The sequence below is a fragment of the Amycolatopsis keratiniphila subsp. keratiniphila genome (assembly GCF_001620365.2).
Taxonomy (GTDB): Bacteria; Actinomycetota; Actinomycetes; order Mycobacteriales; family Pseudonocardiaceae; genus Amycolatopsis; species Amycolatopsis keratiniphila.
The window spans coordinates 80,718-102,980 of the sequence record NZ_LQMT02000025.1 but is presented as its reverse complement, the minus strand read 5'-3'; the positions used below and the strand labels follow the sequence as shown (position 1 = coordinate 102,980).

Sequence of the window (22,263 nt, the reverse complement as noted above, 5' to 3'; positions counted from 1 at the left end):
GCCAACGATAACACTGTTTTAAAACGCTGTCACCAAACTTGGCGTCCCGCTCACGGTGACGCGGGCACGGAACTCGCGTGATTGAAGCCGTAACTCGCGTGATTAGAGGCGGAACACCGAGTGCGGCATCCAGTCACGCGAGTTACGTGCCTGATCACGCGAGTTACGCCTTCGATCACGCCGCGACGCGGTTGGCTCTAACCCGAAACGCCACTCACGGCCAACCCGCGCGAAAGCACCAGGCGGAGGTTCCGGAGGGCGGAAAGATCGGCGAGCGGATCGCCGTCGACCACCAGGACGTCGGCACTCAGCCCAGGCGCGAGCCGTCCGGTCACGTCGCCGAGTCCGAGCCCGGCGGCGGAGTCCTCGGTCGCGATCTCGAGGATGCGGCGCCTGCCGAAACCGAGCCATTCGTAGAGTTCCAGGGCGCCGACGGGGTCGTCGAACACCGAGCCGGGCAATCCGGCGTCCGTGCCCGCCAGGAGCGGGACACCCAGCTCCTCCAGCCAGGACAGCCTGCCGTAGACGGTCTTCGCGAGCTCCTCGCCCATGCGCTCGGCCAGCATCCGCCAATTGCGGCTGCTGGTGGAGCAGGCCGCGATGCCCTCGGCGGCCATTCGTTTGGCGACCCCCTCGCGCCGATCCTGCCGCTGGGGCCCGGTCATCCAGGTGCAGTGCTCGATCGTCGCCACGCCCGCCTCGACCGACGCCTCGATCGCGTCGGAGCCGTGGGCGTGCGCCGCGACCGGGAGCCCGTGGCGTCCCGCGTGCTCGACGATCAGGCGCAGCGCGCGGACGTCGAACTGGGACTCCCACATGTCCGCGCCGCCCTCGGTGATCTGGCCGCCGCTGGCCATCACCTTGATCACGTCCGCGCCGGCCGCCGCGTTCGCGTCGATCAGGGCCCGGATCGCGTCGTCGCCGTCGACCTCGCCGCCGAAGAAATGACAGTGTCCATTGAGGACGGTCAGGGGTGAGCCCGCGGTCAGCAGACGCGGCGCGGCGGCGCCTTCGAGTTCCGATCGGACCCGCGCGCCCAACGCACCGCGATCGCCGAGATCCCGCACCGTCGTGACGCCGCTCCGCAGCAGTTGTCCCAAACGCTCCTTGGCGCCCGCGCGCAAGGCTTCGTCGTCGCTCGCCAGGAAGTTCGGCAGCATCTCGCGGGTGGCGTCGAACGCCAGGTGCACATGGGCGTTGAACAGGCCGGGCAGCAATGTCGCGCCGGGGAAGTCGAGCCTTTCGGCGTCCGGCGGCGCCTGTGCCACGACCTCGGCGCGTGGTCCCGCCGCGAGGATGCGCTCGCCCTCGACGAGCACGGCGCCGTCTTCGACCGGGGTGCTCGGACGCGGCAGGATCCGGCTCGCCGTCAGCAAAAGCTGTTTCGTCATACCTTGCTCCTGGAAACGGCGGCGGAAAGCGCGAGCAGCGGCCGCACGTCGGATTCGATGTCGGAGGCGCCGCCGGGAAGCACCAGTTTCGCGCGCCCGTCGGTCTCCTCGCCCGCGGTCTGCCGGGCGATCGCCGTCTTCAACGCCTCCGCCGCCGCCTGCGGATCGTCCGCGGCGAGTGCGGTCAGATCGGTTTCCAGATAGGGACTCAGCTGCACGAGCCCGTCCCGGATCTCGATCACCCGGCGGTAGTACCGGCGATGGACCGTGCGCGGACGCCACCGCTCCCACGCCCCCTGCGGCGTGGTCCGGAGCACGATGTTCGGGTAGATCCCGGCCAGCGCGGTCCACAACGGGGTGAGCTCGTCGTGATGCCGCCGGTGCTGGCGGCGTCGTCGCAGCGCGGCGAACCGCGCGCGGGCACCGGGGTAGGTGATCCCGGCGAGGAAGAGCACGATCCCGAGGAGCACCAGCGGGACGGCGACGGTGAGCAGAATCGGGACCGACGGTCCGAACGCCCACGCGATCACGATGTAGAGCGCGCGGAAGACACTGCCGACGGAAAGGCAGATCAGCCCGGCGGCGCTGAGTTTCAGGCCGATCTTCAGATGGCGGTCCGCGGTGCGGATGTACCGGAAGATCCACCAGGCGCAGGCGGCGAGGCCGTAGATCAGGTAGATCCCCGCGCCCAGGTAGAACAGCGCCACCCCGGGGATGTGGACGAGCTTCGGGCTCAGCGCCAGCCCTCGCACCTCCGGCGGCGTGACGGCCATGGCGACCAGCATCAGCGCGATCGCGCCGGACAACGGGATCAGCTCGAAAAGGACCCGCCCCGGCCTGCGCGGACCCAGCGCGGAGCCGAGGAACACGATCAGCAGCGCGCATACGCCGATGGCGAGCAGGACGTTGTTGACCAGGCGGCCGGTGCCCTTGCCGGTCAGGCCGTCGAGCCAGCCGACGATGACCTTCTGCTGGGCGAGGAAGGAGCCTGCGACGCAGACGATCGTGATCGTGATCGCCCAGTTCGGCAGCAGGCGGGGTGCCCGGTAGGTCTGGTAGATCCGCCAGGCGAGCGCGGTCGCGAACAGCACCATCGCCACGACGTTGATGGGGGAGAACAGTGGAGTCACAGCCACCCTTGATGGTCGCCCAGCGCGCCTTGGACGCGGCGGACGTCATCGTCGTCGGCGCGACGGGGAATCGTGTAGTTCAAGACCGACGCCCATTCGAGGATGATGGTCGCCACGGTCTCGGCTTCCCATTCGTGCGCCTCATCGTAGGAGGTGCGGCGTAAAGCACGGTGTACCGCGTCGCCGTCGAGGCCTGGGGCGGGGCCGCGCAGGAAATCGGCGGGTTCGGCGTCGCCGCCGGGATGGTGATCGGCGAGCATATGCCCGAGTTCGTGCAGGATGATGTGGTCCTGGTGGGACTTCGTGGTCTCCTGCTGGAAGAAGATGTAGTCCGCCGAACCGGTGGCGATCCAGCAGCCGAACGGGCCGGGGACCTCCAGCGGATACGGCATCAGGCGGATCGGCCTGCCGCGCTGTTCGCCGAGCCGCTCGCAGAGCACGCCGACGTCGAGTGGCGGCTCGATGTCGAGCTTGTTCAGCATCTTGCGGCAGCGTTTGCGGAGTTCCCGTTCCTTCATCGGTTCTCTTCCGGCTGCTCGCGCTCGGCCCGTTCATAGCGTTCGACGAGTTCCAGCAGGTCCATCACCTGGCGACGGCCCTGCGGGGACAGCTCCTGTGCGCGCATGGCCATGAGCGTCGCCTCTCCGACCGGCTGGGGCTCCTGCTCGTCGAAGAAATAGGTGATCGGCACCCCGAACAGTTTCGCCAGCGCTTCGACGTAGTGGATCTTCGGGTTGACCCGTTTGCCCGTCGCGAGCTGCTGGAGATACGCGGGCGACATGGTGGGCCCGCCGGCGCGGTCGATGGCCGCGGACAGCTCGCGATAGCTGTGCGGGGCGCCTTCGTCCGCGCGCACCGAATCGATCAGCGCGGTCAGTTTCTGGGCGAAGGTCTGATACGGCGACATGACCCCCCAACCGTTCCGTAGTCCCGTTCCGTAGTTGGAGTGTAACGCGATACAGCCTGTCCGCAGCTGTTGACAGCCCATGTATGCAGTGGTTTACAGTTGTCAAGCGGTTTCGTGCCGTGTCCGGTCTCTTACTCCGGAATCCGTGCCCTGGGGGTGCACGGACACCGGAGTGAGAGCCGTTTTTTCCGGTGGGTGCACAAGATCGTGCCGGATGTAGTACGCTGAGGCAGCCAAGGTTGATCGCCATCACGGCGAACCCTTGGCCTAGGCCTGTTGCCGGAGGTCGACCCCCAGGGCTTCCGGTGACAGGCCCCTTTACTTTCTCCCCGCGGGGGATCAGGGCATGAGCGTGGCGGCCAGGGTACCGCCCAATTCGAAACATGCCTCGAGATCCGCTTTGCCCGGTTCTCCGGTGACGAGCACCGGTGAGGCCGCGCTTTCCCAGCCGAGGCCGGTCGTGATGGCCTCGATCCCGCGCACGGTGCCGGACGTGTCGTTGTTGCCGTGCACGAAGAACCCGAACGGCCGCCCCCGGGTGGAATCCAGGCACGGGTAATAGACGGTGTCGAAGAAGTGCTTCAGCGCGCCGGACATGTAGCCAAGATTCGCCGGGGTGCCGAGCAGATAGCCGTCGGCCTCCAGGACGTCGGGCACGGCCGCGCCCAGCGCCGCGCGGCGCACGACGTCGACGCCCTCGATGTCCGGATGGTTCGCGCCGGAGAGCACGGCTTCGAACATCGCCTGTGTCGAGGGCGACGGCGTGTGATGGACGATCAGCAGCCTCGGCACGTCACACCAGCCGGGACTCGATGTCGGCCCGGAGTGCCGCCAGCCGCGCGTCCGCGGCGGCCCGCGCCTCGGCGAGATCGCCCGTGACCGGCTCCTTGATCTGCAGGTACGCCTTCAGTTTCGGCTCGGTCCCGGACGGCCTGATGACGACACGCAGTCCCTCGCCGGTCAGGCGGAGGACGTCGGCGTCGGGCAGGAGGTCCTCCATCGTGACGCCGGTTTCGCCCAGCGACGCCGGGGGAGTGGCCCGCAGGCCCGCCATCAGGCGCTCCCGCACCGACAGGTCGGTGACCCGCAACGAGACCTGATCCGTCACGTGCACCCCGTGCTTCACGGCCAGTTCGTCGAGGACGTCCAGCGGTCCGCGGCCCGCCGCGCGCAGGGAGGCGGCCAATCCCGCGGCGAGCACGGCGGCGGAGATGCCGTCCTTGTCGCGCACGAAACCGGGGTTCACGCACAGGCCGAGCGCCTCTTCGTAAGCGAACACGAGCCCTTCGCCGGCGCGGACCAGCCATTTGAACCCGGTCAGAGTCTCCGCGTAGCGCGCCCCGAACTCCTTCGCGACTTCGCCCAGCATCGACGACGACACGATCGTCGTGGCCACCAGCGGATCGGTTTTGTCTATTGTGGACAGAACGTGCCAGCCGAGCAGGACGCCCGTTTCGTCCCCGCGCAGCATCCGCCACGAACCGTCCCGCTCGCGCACGCCCAGCGCGCACCGATCGGCGTCCGGGTCGAGCGCGATCGCCAGGTCGGCATCGGCCTCGGATGCCAGTGCCAGCAAGAGATCCGTCGCGCCCGGTTCCTCCGGATTCGGGAAGGAAACCGTCGGGAAGTCCGGATCCGGCGTGGACTGCTCGGCGACCAGGCTCAGCTCGGTGAAACCGGCGCGCTCGAACGCGGCGCGCAGCGTCTCCGCGCCGACGCCGTGCAACGCGGTCGCGGCGACCTTGACCGCGCGTTCCGGTCCGCGCGGCAGCAGCGCGACCTTGGCGAGGTACGCGTCCCGGAGTTCGTCGCCCAGCACTTCGGCGCCGGGCTCACGCGGCACGCTGATCGCCGGGGGAGCGGCTTCGATGGCACGCTCGATCTGGCCGTCCGAAGGCGGGACGATCTGGCCCCCTGTCGCGTCGTAAAGCTTGTAACCGTTGTCTGCCGGGGGATTGTGCGACGCGGTGATCTGGATACCCGCCACCGCGCCGAGTTCCAGCACGGCGAACGCGAGCACCGGAGTGGGCAGCGGACCGGGCAGCGTCTTCACCGCGAAACCGGCGGCCGTCAGCACCTCGGCGGCGGCCTTGGCGAAGGCCTCCGAACCGTGCCGCGCGTCGCGGCCGACCACCACGACGCCGCCCGAATGTCCTTGTGCATTCAGCCAGGCCGCGACCCCCGCCGTCGTCCGGGTGACCACCGCGACGTTCATCCCATTGGGGCCCGCGCGCACCGGGCCGCGCAGGCCGGCGGTGCCGAATTCGAGCGGTCCGGCCATGCGGTCCGCGAGTTCGTCCGCCGCACCGGCTTCGCCGCCCATCGCGCGGGCGAGGATGTTCTGCAGCTCGACGCGGGAATCGTCGTCCGGGTCGTCGGCGATCCAGCGGAACGCCCGATCCCGGAGATCCGAGGTCAAGGAAGTCGTCACCGAGTCAGCCTACGGGTACGTTGGAGAGGGTGCGATTGATCTTCACTTCTCTGGTGAGTCATGGTCATCTCTATCCCCTACTACCGCTCGCCGTCGCCGCTCGCGACGCCGGGCACGAGGTCGTGTTCGCCACCGGTGACGACATGCTGACGGTGGTCGAAAAGGCCGGTCTGGCAGTGGAAAGCGCCGGATTCGGGATGCGGGAGGCGTTCGAGCAGGTCGCCGGGCCCGACGCTCCCAAACCCAACGCCTCCGACGCCCCGCCCGAGTCGTTCAATCCCGTTATCGGCGAAGTGTTCGGAAATGTGCTGCCCCGGCGATTCGTCGCCGATCTCACCCCGGTGCTGGAGCGGCACCGGCCGGATCTCGTCGTCTACGAAAGCGGCAACGCCGGTGGCGCCATCGCCGCCCACCTCGCCGGGATTCCCGCGATCGGGCACGGTTTCGGCCGGTTTTCGCCGGGCGACGTCATGGACGTCATCTACGGCCGCCTCGCGGAATTCACCGCGGAGGTCGGTTTGCCGGATTTGGATACGCGGTCCTTCGGTGACCCTGTCGTCGACATCTGCCCGGAATCGGTGCAATCGCCGGAATTCCTGGCCGGAGCGAACCGGATCCCGCTCCGTCCGGTCGGCTGGGCCGAGCCGGGAGACCTCCCGGCGGGCGTGGTGGGCCGGGACAAGAGCCGTCCGCTCGTCTATCTCACGCTCGGGACGGCGTTCGGCGACGAAGACGTGCTGAAGCGGGCCATCGGTGGCCTGTCACGGCTCGACGCGGACGTCATCGTCGCGGCGGGTCCGACGGTGGATCCGGCGGCACTGGGCGAAGTCCCGGGCAACGTCCGCGTCGAGGTGTGGGTGCCGCAGGTCGAGCTCCTGCCGCATGTCGACCTCGTGGTCCACCACGGCGGCAGCGGGACGACGCTGGGTGCCTTCGGCGCCGGGCTGCCGCAGCTGGTGCTGCCGCAGGGGGCGGATCAGTTCACGAACGCCGAGGCCGTCGTCGCGGCCGGGGTGGGCGTGCAGCTGATCGGTGCCGAGGCCGTCGAAGACGTCATTTTCGAGCAGGCGCGAAAGCTGCTCGCCGACGAGACCGTCCACGGTGCGGCGCGGCGGCTCGCCGACGAGGTCGCCGCGATGCCTTCGCCCGCGGAGGTCGCTCGGCGGCTTCCCGGGTTCGCCGGCTGAGTACTGCCCCGGATGTCATGAAAGGGTCGTTCAGGACGAAAGATGTCCTGAACGACCCTTTCATGACACTTCTCAGGCGCGGGAGACGAGTTCCTTGAGCAAGGTGCCCATCCGGGTGGCGGACTGACGGCCCGCCTCGAGGACCTCTTCGTGGTTCAGCGGTTCCCCGGTCATCCCGGCCGCCAGGTTGGTCACCAGCGAAAGCCCGAACACCTCGACCCCGGCGGCGCGGGCGGCGATGGCTTCCAGCACCGTCGACATGCCGACGAGGTCGGCGCCGAGCGTCCGCAGCATGCGGATTTCCGCGGGCGTCTCGAAATGCGGTCCGGTGAGCCCCGCGTAGACGCCTTCCTCCAGCGAAGGGTCGATTTCGCGAGCGATGTCGCGCAGCCGCTTCGAGTAGAGATCGGTCAGGTCGACGAAGTTCGCGCCGACGATCGGCGAGCGCGCGGTGAGGTTCAGGTGGTCGGAGATCAGCACCGGTTGCCCGACGCGGAAGCCCTCGCGCAGGCCGCCCGCGGCGTTGGTCAGCAGCACCGTCCCGGCGCCCGCCGCCGCGGCGGTGCGCACGTTGTGCACCACCGGGTCGATGCCCTTGCCTTCGTAGAAATGCGTGCGGCCCAGCAGGATCAGCGCGCGCTTCTCGCCGACGCGGACCGACCGGACGGTTCCCCCGTGCCCGACCGCGCCCGGCGCGGCGAATCCGGGCAGTTCGCCCAGCGGGATCTCCGCCTCGGGCTCCCCGATGACGTCCGCCGCCGGGCGCCAGCCCGAACCGAGCACGACGGCGATGTCGTGCTTCTCGACGCCGGTGCGTTCGGCGATGGCGGCGGCCGCCGCGACCTCGTTCTCACTCATGCGACGAGCGTATCCGGACGGTTCGCACGAGCAGGAACGCCACCAGCCCGAACGGGGACAGGAAGATCGTGAGCGCCAGGATCGGGCCGGTCACCAGCGGGTGGATCCGGTGCTCGCGGGATTCGAGGTACATCCAGCGAGCGATGAAGAGGTCGAAGGCGATCAGGTGGGCCCAGATCGTGGCCGCCCCGTACGGCGAACCCGTGAACGCGCTGAGCACGCCGAGGTCCGGTCTGCTGACCGCCGTCCAGAGTTCGCCGAAATGCGCGATCGCGAGCACGAAGTACGGGATCAGCGGGAGCAGCGGCGTCCAGGGTGACGCCATGATCCGGCGGGTCCACGACCAGCCCGGCAGGAAGATCATCAGCAGCCAGAACGGCGTCGCCAGCGGGAACGTCCAGGTGAACAGGGTCTCGACGCTCATCGCGACGATGCCTCCAGTTCCCGCACCGGTCGCCCGATCGCGATTAGCCCGCTAAAGGCGACGCCCGCGATCAGGAGGGCGAAGGCGGTGAGGGTCTGGCCGTCGGGGGCGACGATCGACTGGCCGCGCAGTGCCTGCCAGGTGAGCAACGCGAGCAGGCCCGCGTAGCCGACGCCCGCGATCACCACGAGCCGCAGCCGGAGGACGTCGTCGCGAAGCCGCGGGTAGCGCGCGGCCAGGACGCCGAGGACGAGCGCGAGCAGCGGAAGCGCCTGGAGGCCGTGCAGGCCGAGGAAATGCGGGATCCGCAGGTCGCCGCCGACCGTGCTCCAGCCGAGGATCGGCAGGCCGGGACCGCCGTCGGGCAGGCCGACGGTATGCGCGCCGATCATCGCGGACTGGCCGGTCGCGTCGAGCAGGGCCTGCTGGTCCGGGGTGGGAGCGCTCATCAGCGTCGCCAGCGAGATCCCGATCATGCCGAGGACCGCGCCGATCCGGGCCGCCCACGCCGTCGCGCGGTCGGGGAGCCGGGTGAACATGACGGCGATCGTCAGGACGAGGTTGACCACCCAGAGCACGGCGATCATCCCGCCCATGACCTGGAAGATCGTGTTGTCCAGCGGGGTCGCGTTGTTGAAGTGGCTCGCGCGGACGCGGACGGTCTGAAAGATCACGAGGACGTACTCGGCCGCGAAGATCACGACGAGCACGTTCGCCAGCCAGTTCGCGGTCCGCCGGAACTTGGGCAACAAGGAAACGAGCCAGCTCCAGGTGAAGAAGTACAGCGCGGCGGAGACGGCGAATTTGAACGGTTTCGCCCACAGCGGCGCGCCGCTCAGCGTCCGCTGGTCGACGAGCATGGCCAGGACGCACAGCACGGTGATCACGGCGAAGGCCTGGGCGAAGCGATACGAACCCCGGTGCCAGGTGCGGGTTCTCTCACGGAGATCGGTCAAGATGGTCATGGTCCCTCCCAGAATGGATAGTCAAGCTCTCCGTTATGGGAAGCTAAACTATCCATCCTGAGAAGTCTTCAGGGATGACCCTGGAACCGTCCCCGAGATCGGAGAACGCACGCGTGCGGATGGCCGAACTGAGCGAGAAAGCCGGGATCCCGGTCGCCACCATCAAGTACTACCTGCGGGAGGGGCTGCTCCCGCCGGGCGAGCGGACCAGCCCGAACCAGGCGAAGTACGACGACGGGCACGTGCAGCGGATCAAGCTGATCAGGGCGCTGATGGACGTCGGAGGCCTTTCGCTCGCGACGGTCGGCGAGGTGCTCGCCGCGGTCGACGCCGGGGAGGCCGGCCCCCATCACGTCCTCGGAATCGCCCAGCAGGGCATCACGCCCTCGAAGCGGGTCGTCGACGACGAAGCCCGCGAATGGGCGCTCGCCACGGTCCGTGACCTCGCCGACCGCCGCGGCTGGCCGTGCAAGGGCAAGGACGACCTGGTCATCCAGGCCCTGGTCGGCGTCCTGTGCACGATCCGCGAGGTCGGGCACGGCTGGTATCTCAAGAAGCTCGACGCCTACGCCGAGATCGCCGACCGGACCGCCGACCTGGACCTCGAAGGGATCGCCGGCATCGAGTCGCTGGAGCAGATCATCGAGATCGCGGTCGTGGAGACGGTTCTGGGCGACAGGCTGCTCTCGGTGCTGCGGAGGATGGCGCAGCAGCGCGCGTCGAAGGCTTACTTCGCCGGGCTAGCCGTCGACGATGAAGGACAGCGCGACCGGCTCGAAGATCCCGGTCTTCGCTGAGTTCTCCTGCTCGATGGTCGAGGTCACCGACAGGATCCACAGATCCGAGCCGCCGCCGAACAGGTCCATGTACGTCGTCCGCGTGATGCTCTCGTTCGCGGTTTCCCGGTTGCCGGTGGCGCGCTCCGTCGTCCGGTACGTGTACCGCAGGCTGTCCTCACCCCGGCCGGGCACGGTGGTGGGCCCGCCGATCGGGGCGATCTCCGGATGCTGGCTCCTCAGCCAGCTGAAGTAGGCGGGCGCCGGGCTTTCCGCCAGGAAACCGCTCAGCCGCTCGACCCGGATCGTCTGGCGGCCGTCGGGTGAGACGTACTGGACCACCGTGCTCGGCCCACCCCTGGTGACGTGCGGGGCGACGAACTTCTGCCAGCCCTCCGGGACACCGAGGCTGAACCGGCCGCCCTTGAGGCCGTTCACCGTGCTGGCGTCACCCTGCTGCGTGATCAGTTTCGGCGGCGGCTGGGTGACGATCGTGTCGCCTTGCTGCAGCTTCTCCGGCGGCCGCAGATCCTGCCCGCCGACGGCCCTGGCCAGCACGAAACCGCCGCCCGCGGCCAGCAGGAAGAGGACGACCGACGCGAGCGCCAGCACGACGGTGCCCACCGTCGACCGGCCGGGCCGCCGAGGCGGCGGTGGCGTGACGGTCGGCATCGGCGCGAGCTCGACGGGAGGCGCGGGCGCGGGCTGGTTCAGGAACGGCAGCGGACCGGGGTCGGCGGCGAGTTCGGAACTCGTGCCCTCGCCCGGTTTCTCCGGCGCGACCGGCTTGATCACCTGGGTGTCGGTGGCGTCCAGATGCGCGGTCGTCTTCTTGCCGTCGGGCGTGTGGAACAGCTCGGCGGGGAAGAGGTCGATGAGTGTCTTGGCCTGCAACGGGTACAGCCGGCGCCGGACCTCGCGCAGGGTGATCCGCTTCGACGGCTCCTTCTTCATGAGCGCGCCGATCACGTCGGCCAGCGGACCGGGGCCGGGCTTCGGCACCTTCCCGTTGACGACCTTGCCGACCGTTTCGAGCGGGTCGCCGTCGGCGTCGTACGGCGGTGAGCCCTCGATGGCGGCGAACAGCGTCGCGCCGAGACCCCACAGATCGGCGGCGGGGACGACGGCGCCGCCGGAAGCGACTTCGGGCGCGATGTAGGCGGGCGAGCCCAGCATCATCCCGGTGCGGGTCATGGTGGCTTCGGAGACGTTGCGCGCGATGCCGAAATCCGTGAGCTTGATCCGGCCGTCGCCCGCGACGAGGACGTTCCCCGGTTTGACGTCACGGTGGGTGATCCCGGCGGCGTGCGCGGCTTCGAGCGCGGACGCCACCGCGATACCGACCGCCGCGGCCTGCTCGACCGTCAGCGGCCCGTGGTCGCGCAGGATATGCGCGAGGCTGCGCGACGGCAGCAGCTCCATGACCACGAACGGTTCGTCGTTCTCGCGCGCGACGTCGTGCAGGATGATCACGTTCGGGTGGCTCAGGACGGCGATCGCGCGGGCTTCGCGCAGGGTCCGCTCGCGCAGTTCGTCGGCCTGCGACGCCGGGACGCCGGGCGGGAGGCGGACCTCTTTGACCGCGACGGGGCGGTGCAGGAACTCGTCGTAGGCCGACCAGACCGTGCCCATCGACCCTGATCCGATGACCGAGCGCAACCGATATCGCCCCGCGACCACACGCTTCTCGTCGCCGGGACTCTCGCTGGACTCGGTGGTGTCGGACGGCACGGCCCAATTGTGTCGTATGCCCGTGTGACGGACCTATGCGCCGTGCCCTGTCGGAGTGAACGGGCCGCCCGGACAGCGGCGCCCGCGCGGTGCACTGCCGGGCCGTTCGTGTGATCAGACGGACGACACACGTGACTGGCCGGACGACACGCGTGATCAGACAGACGACTCGAGGCGGAAGCCCGGCTCCGAGCGTGTCGTCCATTCCGTCACGCGTGTCGTCCGTCTGATCACACGCACCGTCCGGCCAGTCACGCGAAACCGCCATTCGCGACCAGCGGCCCCCACCTCGCCGCGCCCCCTAAGCACCCCCTAGGCGCGACTAGCGTCACAAGTGGTGTGACATGAGGCCCGTTAGCATCGTTGGCTATGACGGAAGTGGCCGAAACGGAGTCAGTGCCGACCCCCGGCGAGCCCGACGCGCCCGGAGAGCTGGAACTCGCGGCGGAGTTCCCGGAAGCGAGCCGGGAACAGTGGCGTGAGCTGGTCGCCGGCGTGCTGCGCAAGAGCGGCGCCATCGACGAGTCCTTCGACGGCCTGCCGGAAAGCAAGCTGGTCACGCGGACGTACGACGGCCTGGAGATCCAGCCGCTCTACACCGCCGAAGACACGGTCGAGGGGACTGGTTTCCCCGGCCTTCCGCCGTTCGTGCGAAGCGCCCGGCCCGAAGGCGCGGTGACGACGGGCTGGGACGTCCGGGCCCGGTACGCGCGCCGCGACGCCAAGGCCACGAACGCCGCGATCCTCGCCGACCTCGAAGGCGGCGTCAGCTCGATCTGGCTGCGCGCCGGCGTGACCGGGGTTCCCGTCGCCGATCTGGGCGACGCGCTGAACGAGGTGTACGTCGACCTCGCGCCCGTCACGCTCGACGCGGGCGAAGAGTACGAAGCCGCCGCGAACGAGTTGTTCACGATCTTCGCCGAGCGCGAGATCCCGGCGAGCGCGGTCACCGCGACCTTGGGCGCCGACCCGATCGGCTTGACCGCGCGCACCGGCACGGCGCATCCGCTCGCTGCTGCCGCGGAATTGGCCGCGCGCGTCGCCACCGGTCACCCGAAGGTGCGGACGATCGTCGCCGACGGCCTCCCGTTCCACGAGGCGGGCGGCTCGGACGCGCAGGAGCTCGGCGCGGCCATCGCCGCGGGCGTCGCGTATCTGCGGGCGCTCACCGAAGCGGGGCTGGACGTCGACACCGCCGCCGGCCAGATTGAATTCCGGCTCGCCGCCACCGCCGACCAGTTCCTCACGATCGCCAAGTTCCGCGCCGCGCGGCGTCTGTGGGCCCGGGTCACCGAGGTCGCGGGGGTCTCAGCCGGCCGGGGGGCGGGCATGCGGCAGCACGCGGTCACCTCGCCCGCGATGCTGACCCAGCGAGACCCGTGGGTGAACATGCTGCGGACCACGCTCGCCTGTTTCGGCGCCGGGGTCGGCGGCGCGGACGCGATCACCGTGCTCCCCTTCGACGCCGCGATCGGCCAGCCGGACGCGTTCTCCGCGCGGATCGCGCGCAACACGCACGCCGTGCTGCTGGAGGAGTCGAAACTGGCCGGTGTCATCGACCCGGCGGGCGGCTCCTGGTACGTCGAGAACCTCACCGACGAGTTGGCCAAGGCCGCGTGGCGCGAGTTCACCGCCATCGAAGCGGCGGGCGGGATCGAGGCGGAACTGGCCTCCGGCGCTCTCGCCGGACGGCTCGCCGAGACCTGGGAGAAGCGGTCGAAGCGGATCGGGACCCGTCGCGATCCGATCACCGGAGTCAGCGAATTCCCCAACCTGACGGAGAAAGCGGTCGTCCGCGACGCCATGGACGACGTGGCGGGCGGCGGCCTCCCGCGCTACCGGTACGCCGAGGCCTTCGAAGCGCTGCGAGACCGGGCGGACGCGCATCCCAGCCGTCCTCGCGTTTTCCTCGCCACCCTCGGCCCGGTCGCGGCGCACACCGCGCGGGCGAGTTTCGCGGCGAACTTGTTCCAGGCAGGCGGGATCGAGGCGGTGAACCCCGGCGCGCCGGACGACGTCGTCGCGGAATTCCGGGCCAGTGGAACGAAGATCGCCTGCATATGCGGGAGCAACACTTCCTACGCCGAAGAAGCGGACAGCGTCGCGAAGGCGTTGAAGGAAGCGGGCGCGACGTCGGTGCTCCTCGCCGGGAAACCCGGTGACCACCCGGACGTCACGGGCTACCTCTTCACGGGCTGCGACGCCCTGGAAATCCTGACCGGCACGTTGAACGAGCTCGGAGTGCAGTGATGACCATCCCGAACTTCGCCGGAATCGACCTCGGCTCTCCCGAACCGGTCGACCGTCCTCAGTGGACCGAAGCACTGCACGCCGCCACCGGCAAGGGGCCCGACGCGCTCGCGTGGGAGACGCCGGAGGGTATCGGCGTCAAACCGGTGTACACCGCCGACGATCTGTCCGGAGTGGACTTCCTCTCGACGTATCCCGGTGTCGCGCCGTATCTTCGCGGCCCGTACCCGACGATGTACGTCAACCAGCCGTGGACCATCCGCCAGTACGCGGGTTTCTCCACCGCCGAGGAGTCGAACGCCTTCTATCGCCGCAACCTCGCCGCCGGGCAGAAGGGCCTTTCGGTCGCCTTCGACCTCGCGACGCACCGCGGCTACGACTCCGACCACCCGCGCGTCGCCGGTGACGTCGGCATGGCGGGCGTCGCGATCGACTCGATCTACGACATGCGCCAGCTCTTCGACGGCATCCCGCTCGACAAGATGAGCGTTTCGATGACCATGAACGGCGCCGTCCTGCCGGTGCTCGCGCTGTACGTCGTCGCGGCCGAGGAACAGGGTGTCACGCCGGACAAACTGGCCGGGACCATCCAGAACGACATCCTCAAGGAGTTCATGGTCCGCAACACCTACATCTACCCGCCGCAGCCGTCGATGCGGATCATTTCGGACATCTTCTCGTTCACCTCGCGGAACATGCCGAAGTACAACTCGATCTCCATTTCCGGCTACCACATGCAGGAAGCCGGGGCGACCGCCGACCTGGAGCTGGCGTACACGCTCGCGGACGGCGTCGAGTACATCCGCGCCGGGGTCGAGGCCGGGCTGGACGTCGACAAGTTCGCGCCCCGCCTGTCGTTCTTCTGGGCGATCGGGATGAACTTCTTCATGGAGGTCGCGAAACTCCGCGCGGCGCGCCTCCTGTGGGCGAAGCTGGTGAAGGGTTTCGAACCCAAGTCGTCGAAATCCCTGTCGTTGAGGACGCATTCGCAGACCTCCGGCTGGTCGCTGACCGCGCAGGACGTCTACAACAACGTCGTCCGCACCTGCGTCGAGGCGATGGCGGCGACCCAGGGCCACACGCAGTCGTTGCACACCAACGCCCTCGACGAGGCGCTGGCGCTGCCGACCGACTTCTCCGCCCGTATCGCGCGGAACACGCAGCTGTTGCTGCAGCAGGAATCCGGCACCACGCGCGTGATCGACCCGTGGGGCGGCAGCGCGTTCGTCGAGAAGCTGACCTACGACCTCGCGCGCAAGGCGTGGGGGCACATCACCGAGGTCGAGCAGGCGGGCGGGATGGCGAAGGCGATCGACGCCGGCATCCCCAAGCTGCGCATCGAAGAGGCCGCGGCGCGGACCCAGGCGCGGATCGACTCCGGCCGCCAGCCGGTGATCGGCGTCAACAAGTACCAGGTCACCGACGACGAGCAGATCGACGTGCTCAAGGTCGACAACGCGGGCGTGCGCGCGCAGCAGCTGGAGAAACTGCGGCGGCTGCGCGAAGAACGCGACGAGGACGCCACGCAGGACGCGTTACGGAGGCTCACCGCGGGCGCCGAGTCCGACGGCAACCTGCTCGCGCTCGCCATCGACGCCGCGCGGGCGAAGGCCACCGTCGGCGAGATCTCCGACTCGCTGGAGAAGATCTGGGGGCGCCACTCCGGACAGATTCGTACCATCTCCGGTGTGTACCGCGAGGAGGTCGGCAAGACCGAGAACGTCGAGAGGGCCCGTGAACTGGTCGAAAGTTTCGCCCAGGAAGAGGGCCGTCGTCCCCGGATCCTGGTCGCGAAGATGGGCCAGGACGGCCACGACCGCGGCCAGAAGGTGATCGCGACCGGCTTCGCCGACATCGGTTTCGACGTCGACGTCGGCCCGCTGTTCTCCACGCCCGGTGAGGTCGCGCGGCAGGCGATCGAGGCGGACGTGCACGTGATCGGCGTTTCGTCGCTGGCCGCCGGGCACCTCTCGCTCGTGCCCGCGCTGCGCGCCGAGCTCGCCGAGCAGGGCCGCGAGGACATCATCGTCGTGGTCGGCGGCGTGATCCCGCCGCAGGACTACGAGGAGCTGCGCGCGGCGGGCGCGGCGGCGATCTTCGGCCCCGGCACGGTGATCGCCGAAGCGGCGATCGACCTCATCGGACAGCTGACCGCCCAGGAGTCCTGAACCTTGCCTCGCAAGATCGACGTCGGGGCGCTGGCCAAAGGTGTCCTCGCGGGTGACCGCGGCCTGCTGTCGCGGGCGATCACGCTCGTCGAGTCCAATCGGGACGATCACCGGGCGCAGGCGCAGGAGCTGCTGGTCGAGCTGCTCCCGCACGCGGGCGGGGCGGGGCGCGTCGGCATCACCGGCGTCCCCGGTGTCGGCAAATCGACTTTCATCGACCAGCTCGGCACGGATCTGACCGAGGCCGGGCACAAGGTCGCCGTGCTGGCCGTCGACCCGTCGTCGACGCGGACCGGCGGCTCGATCCTGGGCGACAAGACCCGGATGGCTCGGCTCGCGGTGGACCCGAAGGCGTTCATCCGCCCTTCGCCGACTTCGGGCACGCTCGGCGGTGTCGCGCGGGCGACCCGCGAGACGATCGTGCTGATGGAAGCGGCCGGGTACGACATCGTGCTGGTCGAGACCGTGGGCGTCGGGCAGTCCGAGGTGACCGTGGCGAACATGGTCGACTGCTTCCTGTTCCTCACCCTGGCCAGGACCGGCGACCAGCTACAGGGGATCAAGAAGGGCGTCCTCGAACTGGCGGACGTCATCGCGGTCAACAAGGCCGACGGCGACCACGAACGCGATGCGAAACGCGCGGCGCGCGAACTGGCCGGGGCGCTGCGGATGATCTACGGCCGGGACGCCGAATGGACGCCCCCGGTGCTGACCTGCAGCGCGCTCACCGACGTCGGGCTCGACGAGGTCTGGGCCGAAATCGGCCGTCACCGTGACGTGCTGACCGCTTCGGGTGAACTGGACGAGCGGCGACGGCGGCAGCAGGTGGAGTGGACCTGGGCGATGGTCCGCGAACAGCTGCTCGGACGGCTGGCGGCGCATCCGGACGTGCGAGCGGTCGTTCCGGACGTCGAACGGGCGGTCCGGGACGGTGAGCTGACCCCGACGCTGGCCGCGCAACGGATTCTGGAGGCGTTCTCCGGTCCTCCGCGTGGCGGCTGACGCGGGAACCCGGCAGAGTGCAGAATCGGGTTCGCGCCACGCCGTCGAAAGGGAATCATGCCGAAAAGGTCTCGTCTCGGGCAGCTTGCCGGACTCGTCGCCGCCGGGCTGGTCGTCTGCGCGCCCGTCGCGCAGGCCGCGGAGATCCAGGCACCCGCGCCGGTGATCATGCAGGCAGCGGCGGTGCACGAGGTGCTCGAGCAGGCGCCTCCGGGGCCGGTGCTCGACCCCGCCGAGACCGACAAGGCCAACAGCCAGGAGACCAAGAACAAGGTCATCGCGGGTATCGCCGCGGCCATCCTGCTCGGCTTGGTGATCCTCGGGCGTCGCTCCCGTTCCAAGAAGAAGAAGTCCTGAACCGCTACCCGTAAGTAGAAGGACTCTCCGCTTAGCCCGGGCCGAACTCTCGCAGCCGTTCATCGCAGATCCACTACCGGCCATCTCCGGCTCGATCACTCGACGAGCGGCTTGTCATCTGCATGGTGCACGATCTATCGCAAATGCGTATCACAGATCGAACGGCACCCAGCGTGCCTTCAGCGACCACTCGTACGGTGGTAGACGAAGGTGACTGTGTTGCGGGAGGAGGTGCGGCGTGACGGTGCTCGATTCACGTCCGGACATTCCAGGCGACCCCGAGGGTCGCGTCGTTGCCCCTATAGAGGCGCCCACCGCGCTGATCTCCGAGGCCGGCGTCAGCATGGCACCTGTGCATGATCTGGGTGCCGGGCGTGGCCCCTTCTGGCTCGACGACTGGCTCCGCGCGAACGCCACCGACGTCGTCGCGTGGCGTCGTCGCATCCACGCGCACCCGGAGCTCTCCCGCCACGAGTTCGCCACGACCGAACTGGTCATGTCCCTGCTCCGCTCGGTGGGGCTCAAGCCGTGGGTGCTCCCGTCGGGCACCGGCGTGGTCTGCGACATCGGCAGCGGCGACCGCTGCGTCGCGCTGCGCGCCGACATGGACGCCCTGCCGCTGACCGAGGCCACCGGGCTCCCGTACGCCTCCAAGACCGAGGGCGCCGCGCACATGTGCGGGCACGACGCACACACGGCGATCCTCCTGGGCGCCGCCCGGGCGCTGGCGGGCGCGCCGGAGCTCCCGGGCCGCGTACGGCTGATCTTCCAGCCCGCCGAGGAGGTCATGCCCGGCGGCGCGCTGGACATGATCGCCGCCGGCGCGATGGAAGGCGTCGAGCGGATCTACGGGCTGCACTGCGACCCGCGGCTCGAAGTCGGCAAGGTCGGGCTGCGCGTCGGCGCGCTGACCTCCGCCGCCGACCTCATCGAGCTGCGGCTCACGTCGCCGGGTGGGCACACCTCGCGCCCGCATCTGACCGCGGACCTGGTGCACGCGCTCGGCACCGTGATCACGTCGCTGCCCGCGGTCCTTTCGCGGCGCGTCGACCCGCGATCCGGGACCGTGCTGGTCTGGGGCGCGGTGCACGCCGGGCAGGCCGCCAACGCCGTCCCGCAGGACGGGGTGCTGCGCGGCACGCTGCGTACGGCGGACCACGAGGTCTGGACGATGCTGGAGCCGCTCGTCGCGGCTTCGGTGGAGTCGCTGCTCGCGCCGACCGGGGTCGGGTTCTCCCTCGACTACCGCCGCGGCGTGCCGCCGGTCGTGTCCGATCCGGAGTCGCACGCGCTGATGCGGGCCGGCGTCGAGGCCGCGCTGGGCGAGACCGCCGTGGCCGGGACCGAGCAGTCGTCCGGCGGCGAGGACTTCGGGTGGTACCTGGAGCACGTCCAGGGCGCCTTCGCTCGCCTCGGCGTGTGGTCCGGTGAGGGCCCGATGGCCGACATCCACCGCCCGACCTTCACCCTCGACGAGCGTTCGCTCCTGTGCGGTGTCCGCACGCTGGTGCACACCGCCCTGGCCACCCTGGCCTGATGTCCATTCAGTCACGCGTGTCGTCCGTCTGATCACGCGTGTCGTCCACCTGGTCACAGGTGTTCGCCACAGCCGGTGCCGAACACCTGTCCACAGGTTATCCACAGATGTGAAGTTATCCACAGATGTGGATGAGTGCCCTTTCCGAGGCCGCCAAACCCAACGATTCTCGAAGGCATGATCGATTGGGGAGGACGGCATGGGGCGGTCTCGCGTAGTGAGGCCGACAAGGTTCTGGGGCGTCGACTGGTCCTTGAAGGATTGGCCACAGGCGCCCTCGTCCAGCCGTGGCGGGGCGTGGTCGTCCATGCCGCGGATTCGCTCGAACTGGCGACTCGGGCACAGGCGGCCTTGCTCGTGGTGGGGCAGCCTGCGGCGCTGTCGGGAGCCACAGCCCTTGCGCTACATGGGATTTCGGCGGTGGACGACACGAGCATCCACGTGACGGTGCCCTACTCGCGGCGGATCAAGTCGAAGCCGGGGTTGATCATCCATCAAGCCGATTTCCAGTCCTCGGATGTCGTCGAGCTTGAGGAGCTGGCCACGTTTTCCTTGGACTTGGCCCTGGCCGGTTTCCTCTGTGACGGCGACAAGCGAACCGCGTTCGCCGCGCTGGACGAGGCGATGCATAGGCTCGAGCCGGACCACGTCCGAGTCCTGCGTACGAACGTTCGGGACAGAGTCGTGGACCGCCGAGACCGGCGAGGTATCCACAGGGCCCTCATGTTGCTCGACCTGGCGACCGGCAAGGCGGATTCCCCGCCGGAAAGCATCCTCCGGTTGGTCGTCGTCGAGGCGGGGTTTCCGATACCGGAGGTGCAGTACGAGATCACCACGATCGACGGTCGGACGTTGTACGTGCTCGACATGGCCTGGCCGTCGCGGAGGATCGCCCTGGAGTACGACGGGTTCGCCGCTCACGAGGGGCGTCGCGAATATGACTCCGAGCGAGACGCACGGATGGCTGGGCGGGGTTGGATCACGATCCGGGCGTCAGCGGAGGACCTTCGTGATCCCCGACGTGTCCTGTCCGAGCTGACCAAGGCGTTCGGAAGGCGCGCGGTCGCGTGATCAGATGGACGACACGCGTGATTGGGGGACGACTCGCGTGATTGGACGGACGACACGGGGGTCAGCCGGAGATGCCTTGGCAGGGGCGGGTGCGGAGGGCGTCGACGTAGTCGGCGGGGGCGCCGGCGGCCTCGGCCGCGTCGGCCAGTACGCCGAGGTAGCGCGCGGACGGGAGGCCGCCCTCGTAGGCGTCCAGGACGTACAGCCACGCCAGCACGGAGCCGTCCATGGTCTGTACGCGGAGCCGGATCTTGGAGTGGATGCCCAGCTCGCCGCCTTCCCAGCGGTCGAGATTGGGCTCGTCCAGCGAGGTGACGTCGTACAACACCACGAAGACCCGGGAGCCCGGGTCTTCGACGATGGTCGCCAGCGCGCCTTCCCAGCCGAGGTCCTCGCCGCCGAAGGTCAGCCTCCAGCCCTCCAGCCAGCCGGTGCCGGCCATGGGCGAGTGCGGAGCGCGCTCCAGCATCTGGGCGGGCTCCATATTGGATCCATACGCGGCATACAACGGCACGGCCACAGCCTAGCGACCTACCGGTCACCCGGCTGGACGCACATGCCGTGTCCGGCCACTCAATCCGCCCAACGGTCGCCCGCGTACGGTAAACGCAGTCACAGACACCGGTGCGAGGAGGAGACCAGTGACCAAGATCGTGATCATGGGCGGAGGCCCCGCCGGTTACGAAGCGGCACTGGTCGCGGCCCAGCACGGAGCCGACGTCACCATCGTCGAACGGGACGGCCTCGGCGGCGCGTGCGTGCTCTACGACTGCGTCCCGTCGAAGACGTTCATCGCCTCTTCCGGCGCGCTCGCGAACATGCACGACCTGCGTGAGCTCGGCATCAACACCGACATGGCCGACACCAGCGTCGACCTGCCGACCGTCCACGGCCGCGTGAAAGGCCTCGCGCTCGCGCAGTCCGCCGACATCCGCGCCCGCGTCCAGCGCGAGGGCGTCCGCGTCGTGATCGGCCAGGCCCGCTTCGACGACGAAGAGACCGGGCTCGCCACGCACAAGGTCGCCGTCACCGCCCCCGACGGCTCGACCGAGGTGCTCGACGCCGACGTCGTCCTCATCTCGACCGGCGCCACGCCGCGGGTGCTGCCCGGCGCCGTGCCCGACGGCGAGCGCATCCTCGACTGGCGTCAGCTCTACGACCTGCGCGAACTGCCCGAGCACCTGGCCGTCATCGGTTCGGGTGTCACCGGTGCCGAGTTCGCCTCGGCCTACACCGAGATGGGCGTCAAGGTCACCGTCGTGTCCAGCCGCGACCGCGTGCTCCCGCACGAGGACGCCGACGCCGCCGCCGTGCTCGAAGAGGTCTTCTCCCAGCGCGGCACCACGGTCGTCAAGCAGGCCCGCGCCGACAAGGTCGAGCGCACCGAAAAGGGCGTCGAGATCCACCTCTCCGACGGCCGCGTGATCGAAGCCAGCCACGCGCTGATGACCGTCGGTTCGGTGCCCAACACCACCGACATCGGCCTGGAGAAGGTCGGCATCGAGCCAGGCCCCGGCGGCTTCATCGGCGTCGACCGCGTTTCCCGTACCAGCGCGCCCGGTATCTACGCCGCCGGCGACTGCACCGGGGTGCTCATGCTCGCCTCCGTGGCCAGCATGCAGGGCCGTATCGCGATGTGGCACGCGCTCGGTGAGGGTGTCGCGCCGATCAAGCTCAAGACCGTCGCCGCCAACGTGTTCACCCACCCCGAGATCGCGACCGTCGGCATCAGCCAGCAGGCGATCGACTCGGGTGAGGTGCCCGCCCGCACCATCATGCTCCCGCTCGCGACGAACGCCCGCGCGAAGATGGAAGGCCTGCGACGCGGTTTCGTGAAGCTGTTCTGCCGCCCCGCCACCGGCGTGGTCGTCGGTGGGGTGGTCGTGGCGCCGACGGCGAGCGAACTCATCCTTCCCATCGCGCTCGCCGTCCAGAACCAGCTCACAGTGGAACATCTGGCACTGACATTTTCGGTGTACCCGTCGCTGTCGGGGTCGATCACCGAGGCGGGCCGCCAGCTGATGCGGCACGACGACCTGGACTGATCTCCGTCGGCCGAGCAACCTTCGCGGGGGTGC

At 69.3% G+C, this 22,263-nt stretch carries 20 protein-coding genes; 9 read left to right on the top strand and 11 right to left on the bottom strand.

What is annotated here, in order from left to right; translation table 11 throughout:
* Nucleotides 1–197 precede the first annotated feature (197 nt).
* The 6 genes from AVR91_RS26615 to AVR91_RS26590 form a co-directional block, all read right to left on the bottom strand.
* Entirely contained in the window at nucleotides 198–1,391 is a 1,194-nt protein-coding gene (locus AVR91_RS26615) for an amidohydrolase family protein (RefSeq protein ID WP_063272385.1), read from the bottom strand.
* Nucleotides 1,388–2,521, bottom strand: coding sequence for an MAB_1171c family putative transporter (locus AVR91_RS26610; RefSeq protein ID WP_063272384.1), 1,134 nt, complete (start codon nucleotides 2,519–2,521; stop codon nucleotides 1,388–1,390). The genes AVR91_RS26615 and AVR91_RS26610 overlap by 4 nt, the downstream gene beginning before the upstream one ends.
* Complete coding sequence (locus AVR91_RS26605; RefSeq protein ID WP_016331300.1) at nucleotides 2,518–3,039, bottom strand: hypothetical protein; 522 nt, start codon at nucleotides 3,037–3,039, stop codon at nucleotides 2,518–2,520. Before AVR91_RS26605 ends, AVR91_RS26610 begins: the two co-directional genes overlap by 4 nt.
* The gene (locus AVR91_RS26600) at nucleotides 3,036–3,428 is read right to left on the bottom strand and encodes a helix-turn-helix domain-containing protein (protein ID WP_038519350.1); all 393 of its coding nucleotides are present in this window, start codon (nucleotides 3,426–3,428) and stop codon (nucleotides 3,036–3,038) included. Before AVR91_RS26600 ends, AVR91_RS26605 begins: the two co-directional genes overlap by 4 nt.
* Nucleotides 3,429–3,767: 339 nt before the next feature.
* Nucleotides 3,768–4,220 (bottom strand): flavodoxin family protein, encoded by a 453-nt coding sequence (locus AVR91_RS26595; RefSeq protein ID WP_063272383.1) that lies wholly within the window; start codon nucleotides 4,218–4,220, stop codon nucleotides 3,768–3,770.
* A 1-nt stretch (nucleotide 4,221) separates the two neighbouring features.
* Nucleotides 4,222–5,859: a phospho-sugar mutase gene (locus tag AVR91_RS26590; protein WP_063272382.1), complete on the bottom strand. Its 1,638-nt coding sequence runs from the start codon at nucleotides 5,857–5,859 to the stop codon at nucleotides 4,222–4,224.
* A gap of 29 nt (nucleotides 5,860–5,888) precedes the next feature.
* On the opposite strand from AVR91_RS26590, the gene AVR91_RS26585 reads away from it, so the two are divergent.
* The gene (locus AVR91_RS26585) at nucleotides 5,889–7,046 is read left to right on the top strand and encodes a glycosyltransferase (RefSeq protein ID WP_063272400.1); all 1,158 of its coding nucleotides are present in this window, start codon (nucleotides 5,889–5,891) and stop codon (nucleotides 7,044–7,046) included.
* Between the two features lie 72 nt (nucleotides 7,047–7,118).
* Here AVR91_RS26585 and AVR91_RS26580 read toward each other — a convergent pair whose 3' ends face one another.
* The 3 genes from AVR91_RS26580 to AVR91_RS26570 are packed head-to-tail and all read right to left on the bottom strand — an operon-like array spanning nucleotide 7,119 to nucleotide 9,293.
* Nucleotides 7,119–7,904: a purine-nucleoside phosphorylase gene (locus AVR91_RS26580; protein ID WP_016331305.1), complete on the bottom strand. Its 786-nt coding sequence runs from the start codon at nucleotides 7,902–7,904 to the stop codon at nucleotides 7,119–7,121.
* Nucleotides 7,897–8,328 (bottom strand): ABA4-like family protein, encoded by a 432-nt coding sequence (locus tag AVR91_RS26575; protein ID WP_063272381.1) that lies wholly within the window; start codon nucleotides 8,326–8,328, stop codon nucleotides 7,897–7,899. The genes AVR91_RS26580 and AVR91_RS26575 overlap by 8 nt, the downstream gene beginning before the upstream one ends.
* A complete protein-coding gene (locus tag AVR91_RS26570; RefSeq protein ID WP_063272380.1) occupies nucleotides 8,325–9,293 on the bottom strand; it encodes a hypothetical protein in 969 nt (322 codons plus the stop codon). The genes AVR91_RS26575 and AVR91_RS26570 overlap by 4 nt, the downstream gene beginning before the upstream one ends.
* A 74-nt stretch (nucleotides 9,294–9,367) precedes the next feature.
* Here AVR91_RS26570 and AVR91_RS26565 point away from each other — a divergent pair, with 74 nt between their 5' ends.
* Nucleotides 9,368–10,090 carry a MerR family transcriptional regulator gene (locus AVR91_RS26565; protein ID WP_063823109.1) on the top strand — a complete coding sequence of 241 codons (723 nt, stop codon included), beginning with the start codon at nucleotides 9,368–9,370 and terminating at the stop codon, nucleotides 10,088–10,090.
* On the opposite strand, the gene AVR91_RS26560 is transcribed toward AVR91_RS26565, so the two are convergent.
* Nucleotides 10,034–11,800 carry a serine/threonine-protein kinase gene (locus AVR91_RS26560; RefSeq protein WP_083737743.1) on the bottom strand — a complete coding sequence of 589 codons (1,767 nt, stop codon included), beginning with the start codon at nucleotides 11,798–11,800 and terminating at the stop codon, nucleotides 10,034–10,036. The genes AVR91_RS26565 and AVR91_RS26560 overlap by 57 nt on opposite strands.
* A gap of 369 nt (nucleotides 11,801–12,169) precedes the next feature.
* Here AVR91_RS26560 and AVR91_RS26555 point away from each other — a divergent pair, with 369 nt between their 5' ends.
* The 6 genes from AVR91_RS26555 (at nucleotide 12,170) to AVR91_RS26530 (ending at nucleotide 20,185) form a co-directional block, all read left to right on the top strand.
* Nucleotides 12,170–14,050, top strand: coding sequence for a methylmalonyl-CoA mutase family protein (locus AVR91_RS26555; RefSeq protein WP_063272378.1), 1,881 nt, complete (start codon nucleotides 12,170–12,172; stop codon nucleotides 14,048–14,050).
* Nucleotides 14,050–16,218 carry a methylmalonyl-CoA mutase gene (gene scpA, locus AVR91_RS26550; RefSeq protein ID WP_063272377.1) on the top strand — a complete coding sequence of 723 codons (2,169 nt, stop codon included), beginning with the start codon at nucleotides 14,050–14,052 and terminating at the stop codon, nucleotides 16,216–16,218. The genes AVR91_RS26555 and scpA overlap by 1 nt, the downstream gene beginning before the upstream one ends.
* Nucleotides 16,219–16,221: 3 nt before the next feature.
* Nucleotides 16,222–17,220, top strand: a complete 999-nt coding sequence (gene meaB, locus AVR91_RS26545; RefSeq protein WP_063272376.1) for a methylmalonyl Co-A mutase-associated GTPase MeaB — start codon at nucleotides 16,222–16,224, stop codon at nucleotides 17,218–17,220.
* Nucleotides 17,221–17,277: 57 nt separating this feature from the next.
* Nucleotides 17,278–17,577 (top strand): hypothetical protein, encoded by a 300-nt coding sequence (locus tag AVR91_RS26540; RefSeq protein ID WP_063272375.1) that lies wholly within the window; start codon nucleotides 17,278–17,280, stop codon nucleotides 17,575–17,577.
* 238 nt (nucleotides 17,578–17,815) lie between these two features.
* Nucleotides 17,816–19,114, top strand: a complete 1,299-nt coding sequence (locus AVR91_RS26535) for an amidohydrolase (RefSeq protein ID WP_083715434.1) — start codon at nucleotides 17,816–17,818, stop codon at nucleotides 19,112–19,114.
* A gap of 177 nt (nucleotides 19,115–19,291) precedes the next feature.
* Entirely contained in the window at nucleotides 19,292–20,185 is an 894-nt protein-coding gene (locus tag AVR91_RS26530; protein ID WP_063272374.1) for an endonuclease domain-containing protein, read from the top strand.
* Nucleotides 20,186–20,246: 61 nt separating this feature from the next.
* On the opposite strand, the gene AVR91_RS26525 is transcribed toward AVR91_RS26530, so the two are convergent.
* Nucleotides 20,247–20,699 (bottom strand): gamma-glutamylcyclotransferase, encoded by a 453-nt coding sequence (locus AVR91_RS26525; protein WP_179948472.1) that lies wholly within the window; start codon nucleotides 20,697–20,699, stop codon nucleotides 20,247–20,249.
* A gap of 127 nt (nucleotides 20,700–20,826) precedes the next feature.
* Between AVR91_RS26525 and AVR91_RS26520 the strand changes: the two genes are divergently transcribed.
* The gene (locus AVR91_RS26520; protein WP_063272373.1) at nucleotides 20,827–22,230 is read left to right on the top strand and encodes an NAD(P)H-quinone dehydrogenase; all 1,404 of its coding nucleotides are present in this window, start codon (nucleotides 20,827–20,829) and stop codon (nucleotides 22,228–22,230) included.
* Nucleotides 22,231–22,263: the final 33 nt, after the last annotated feature.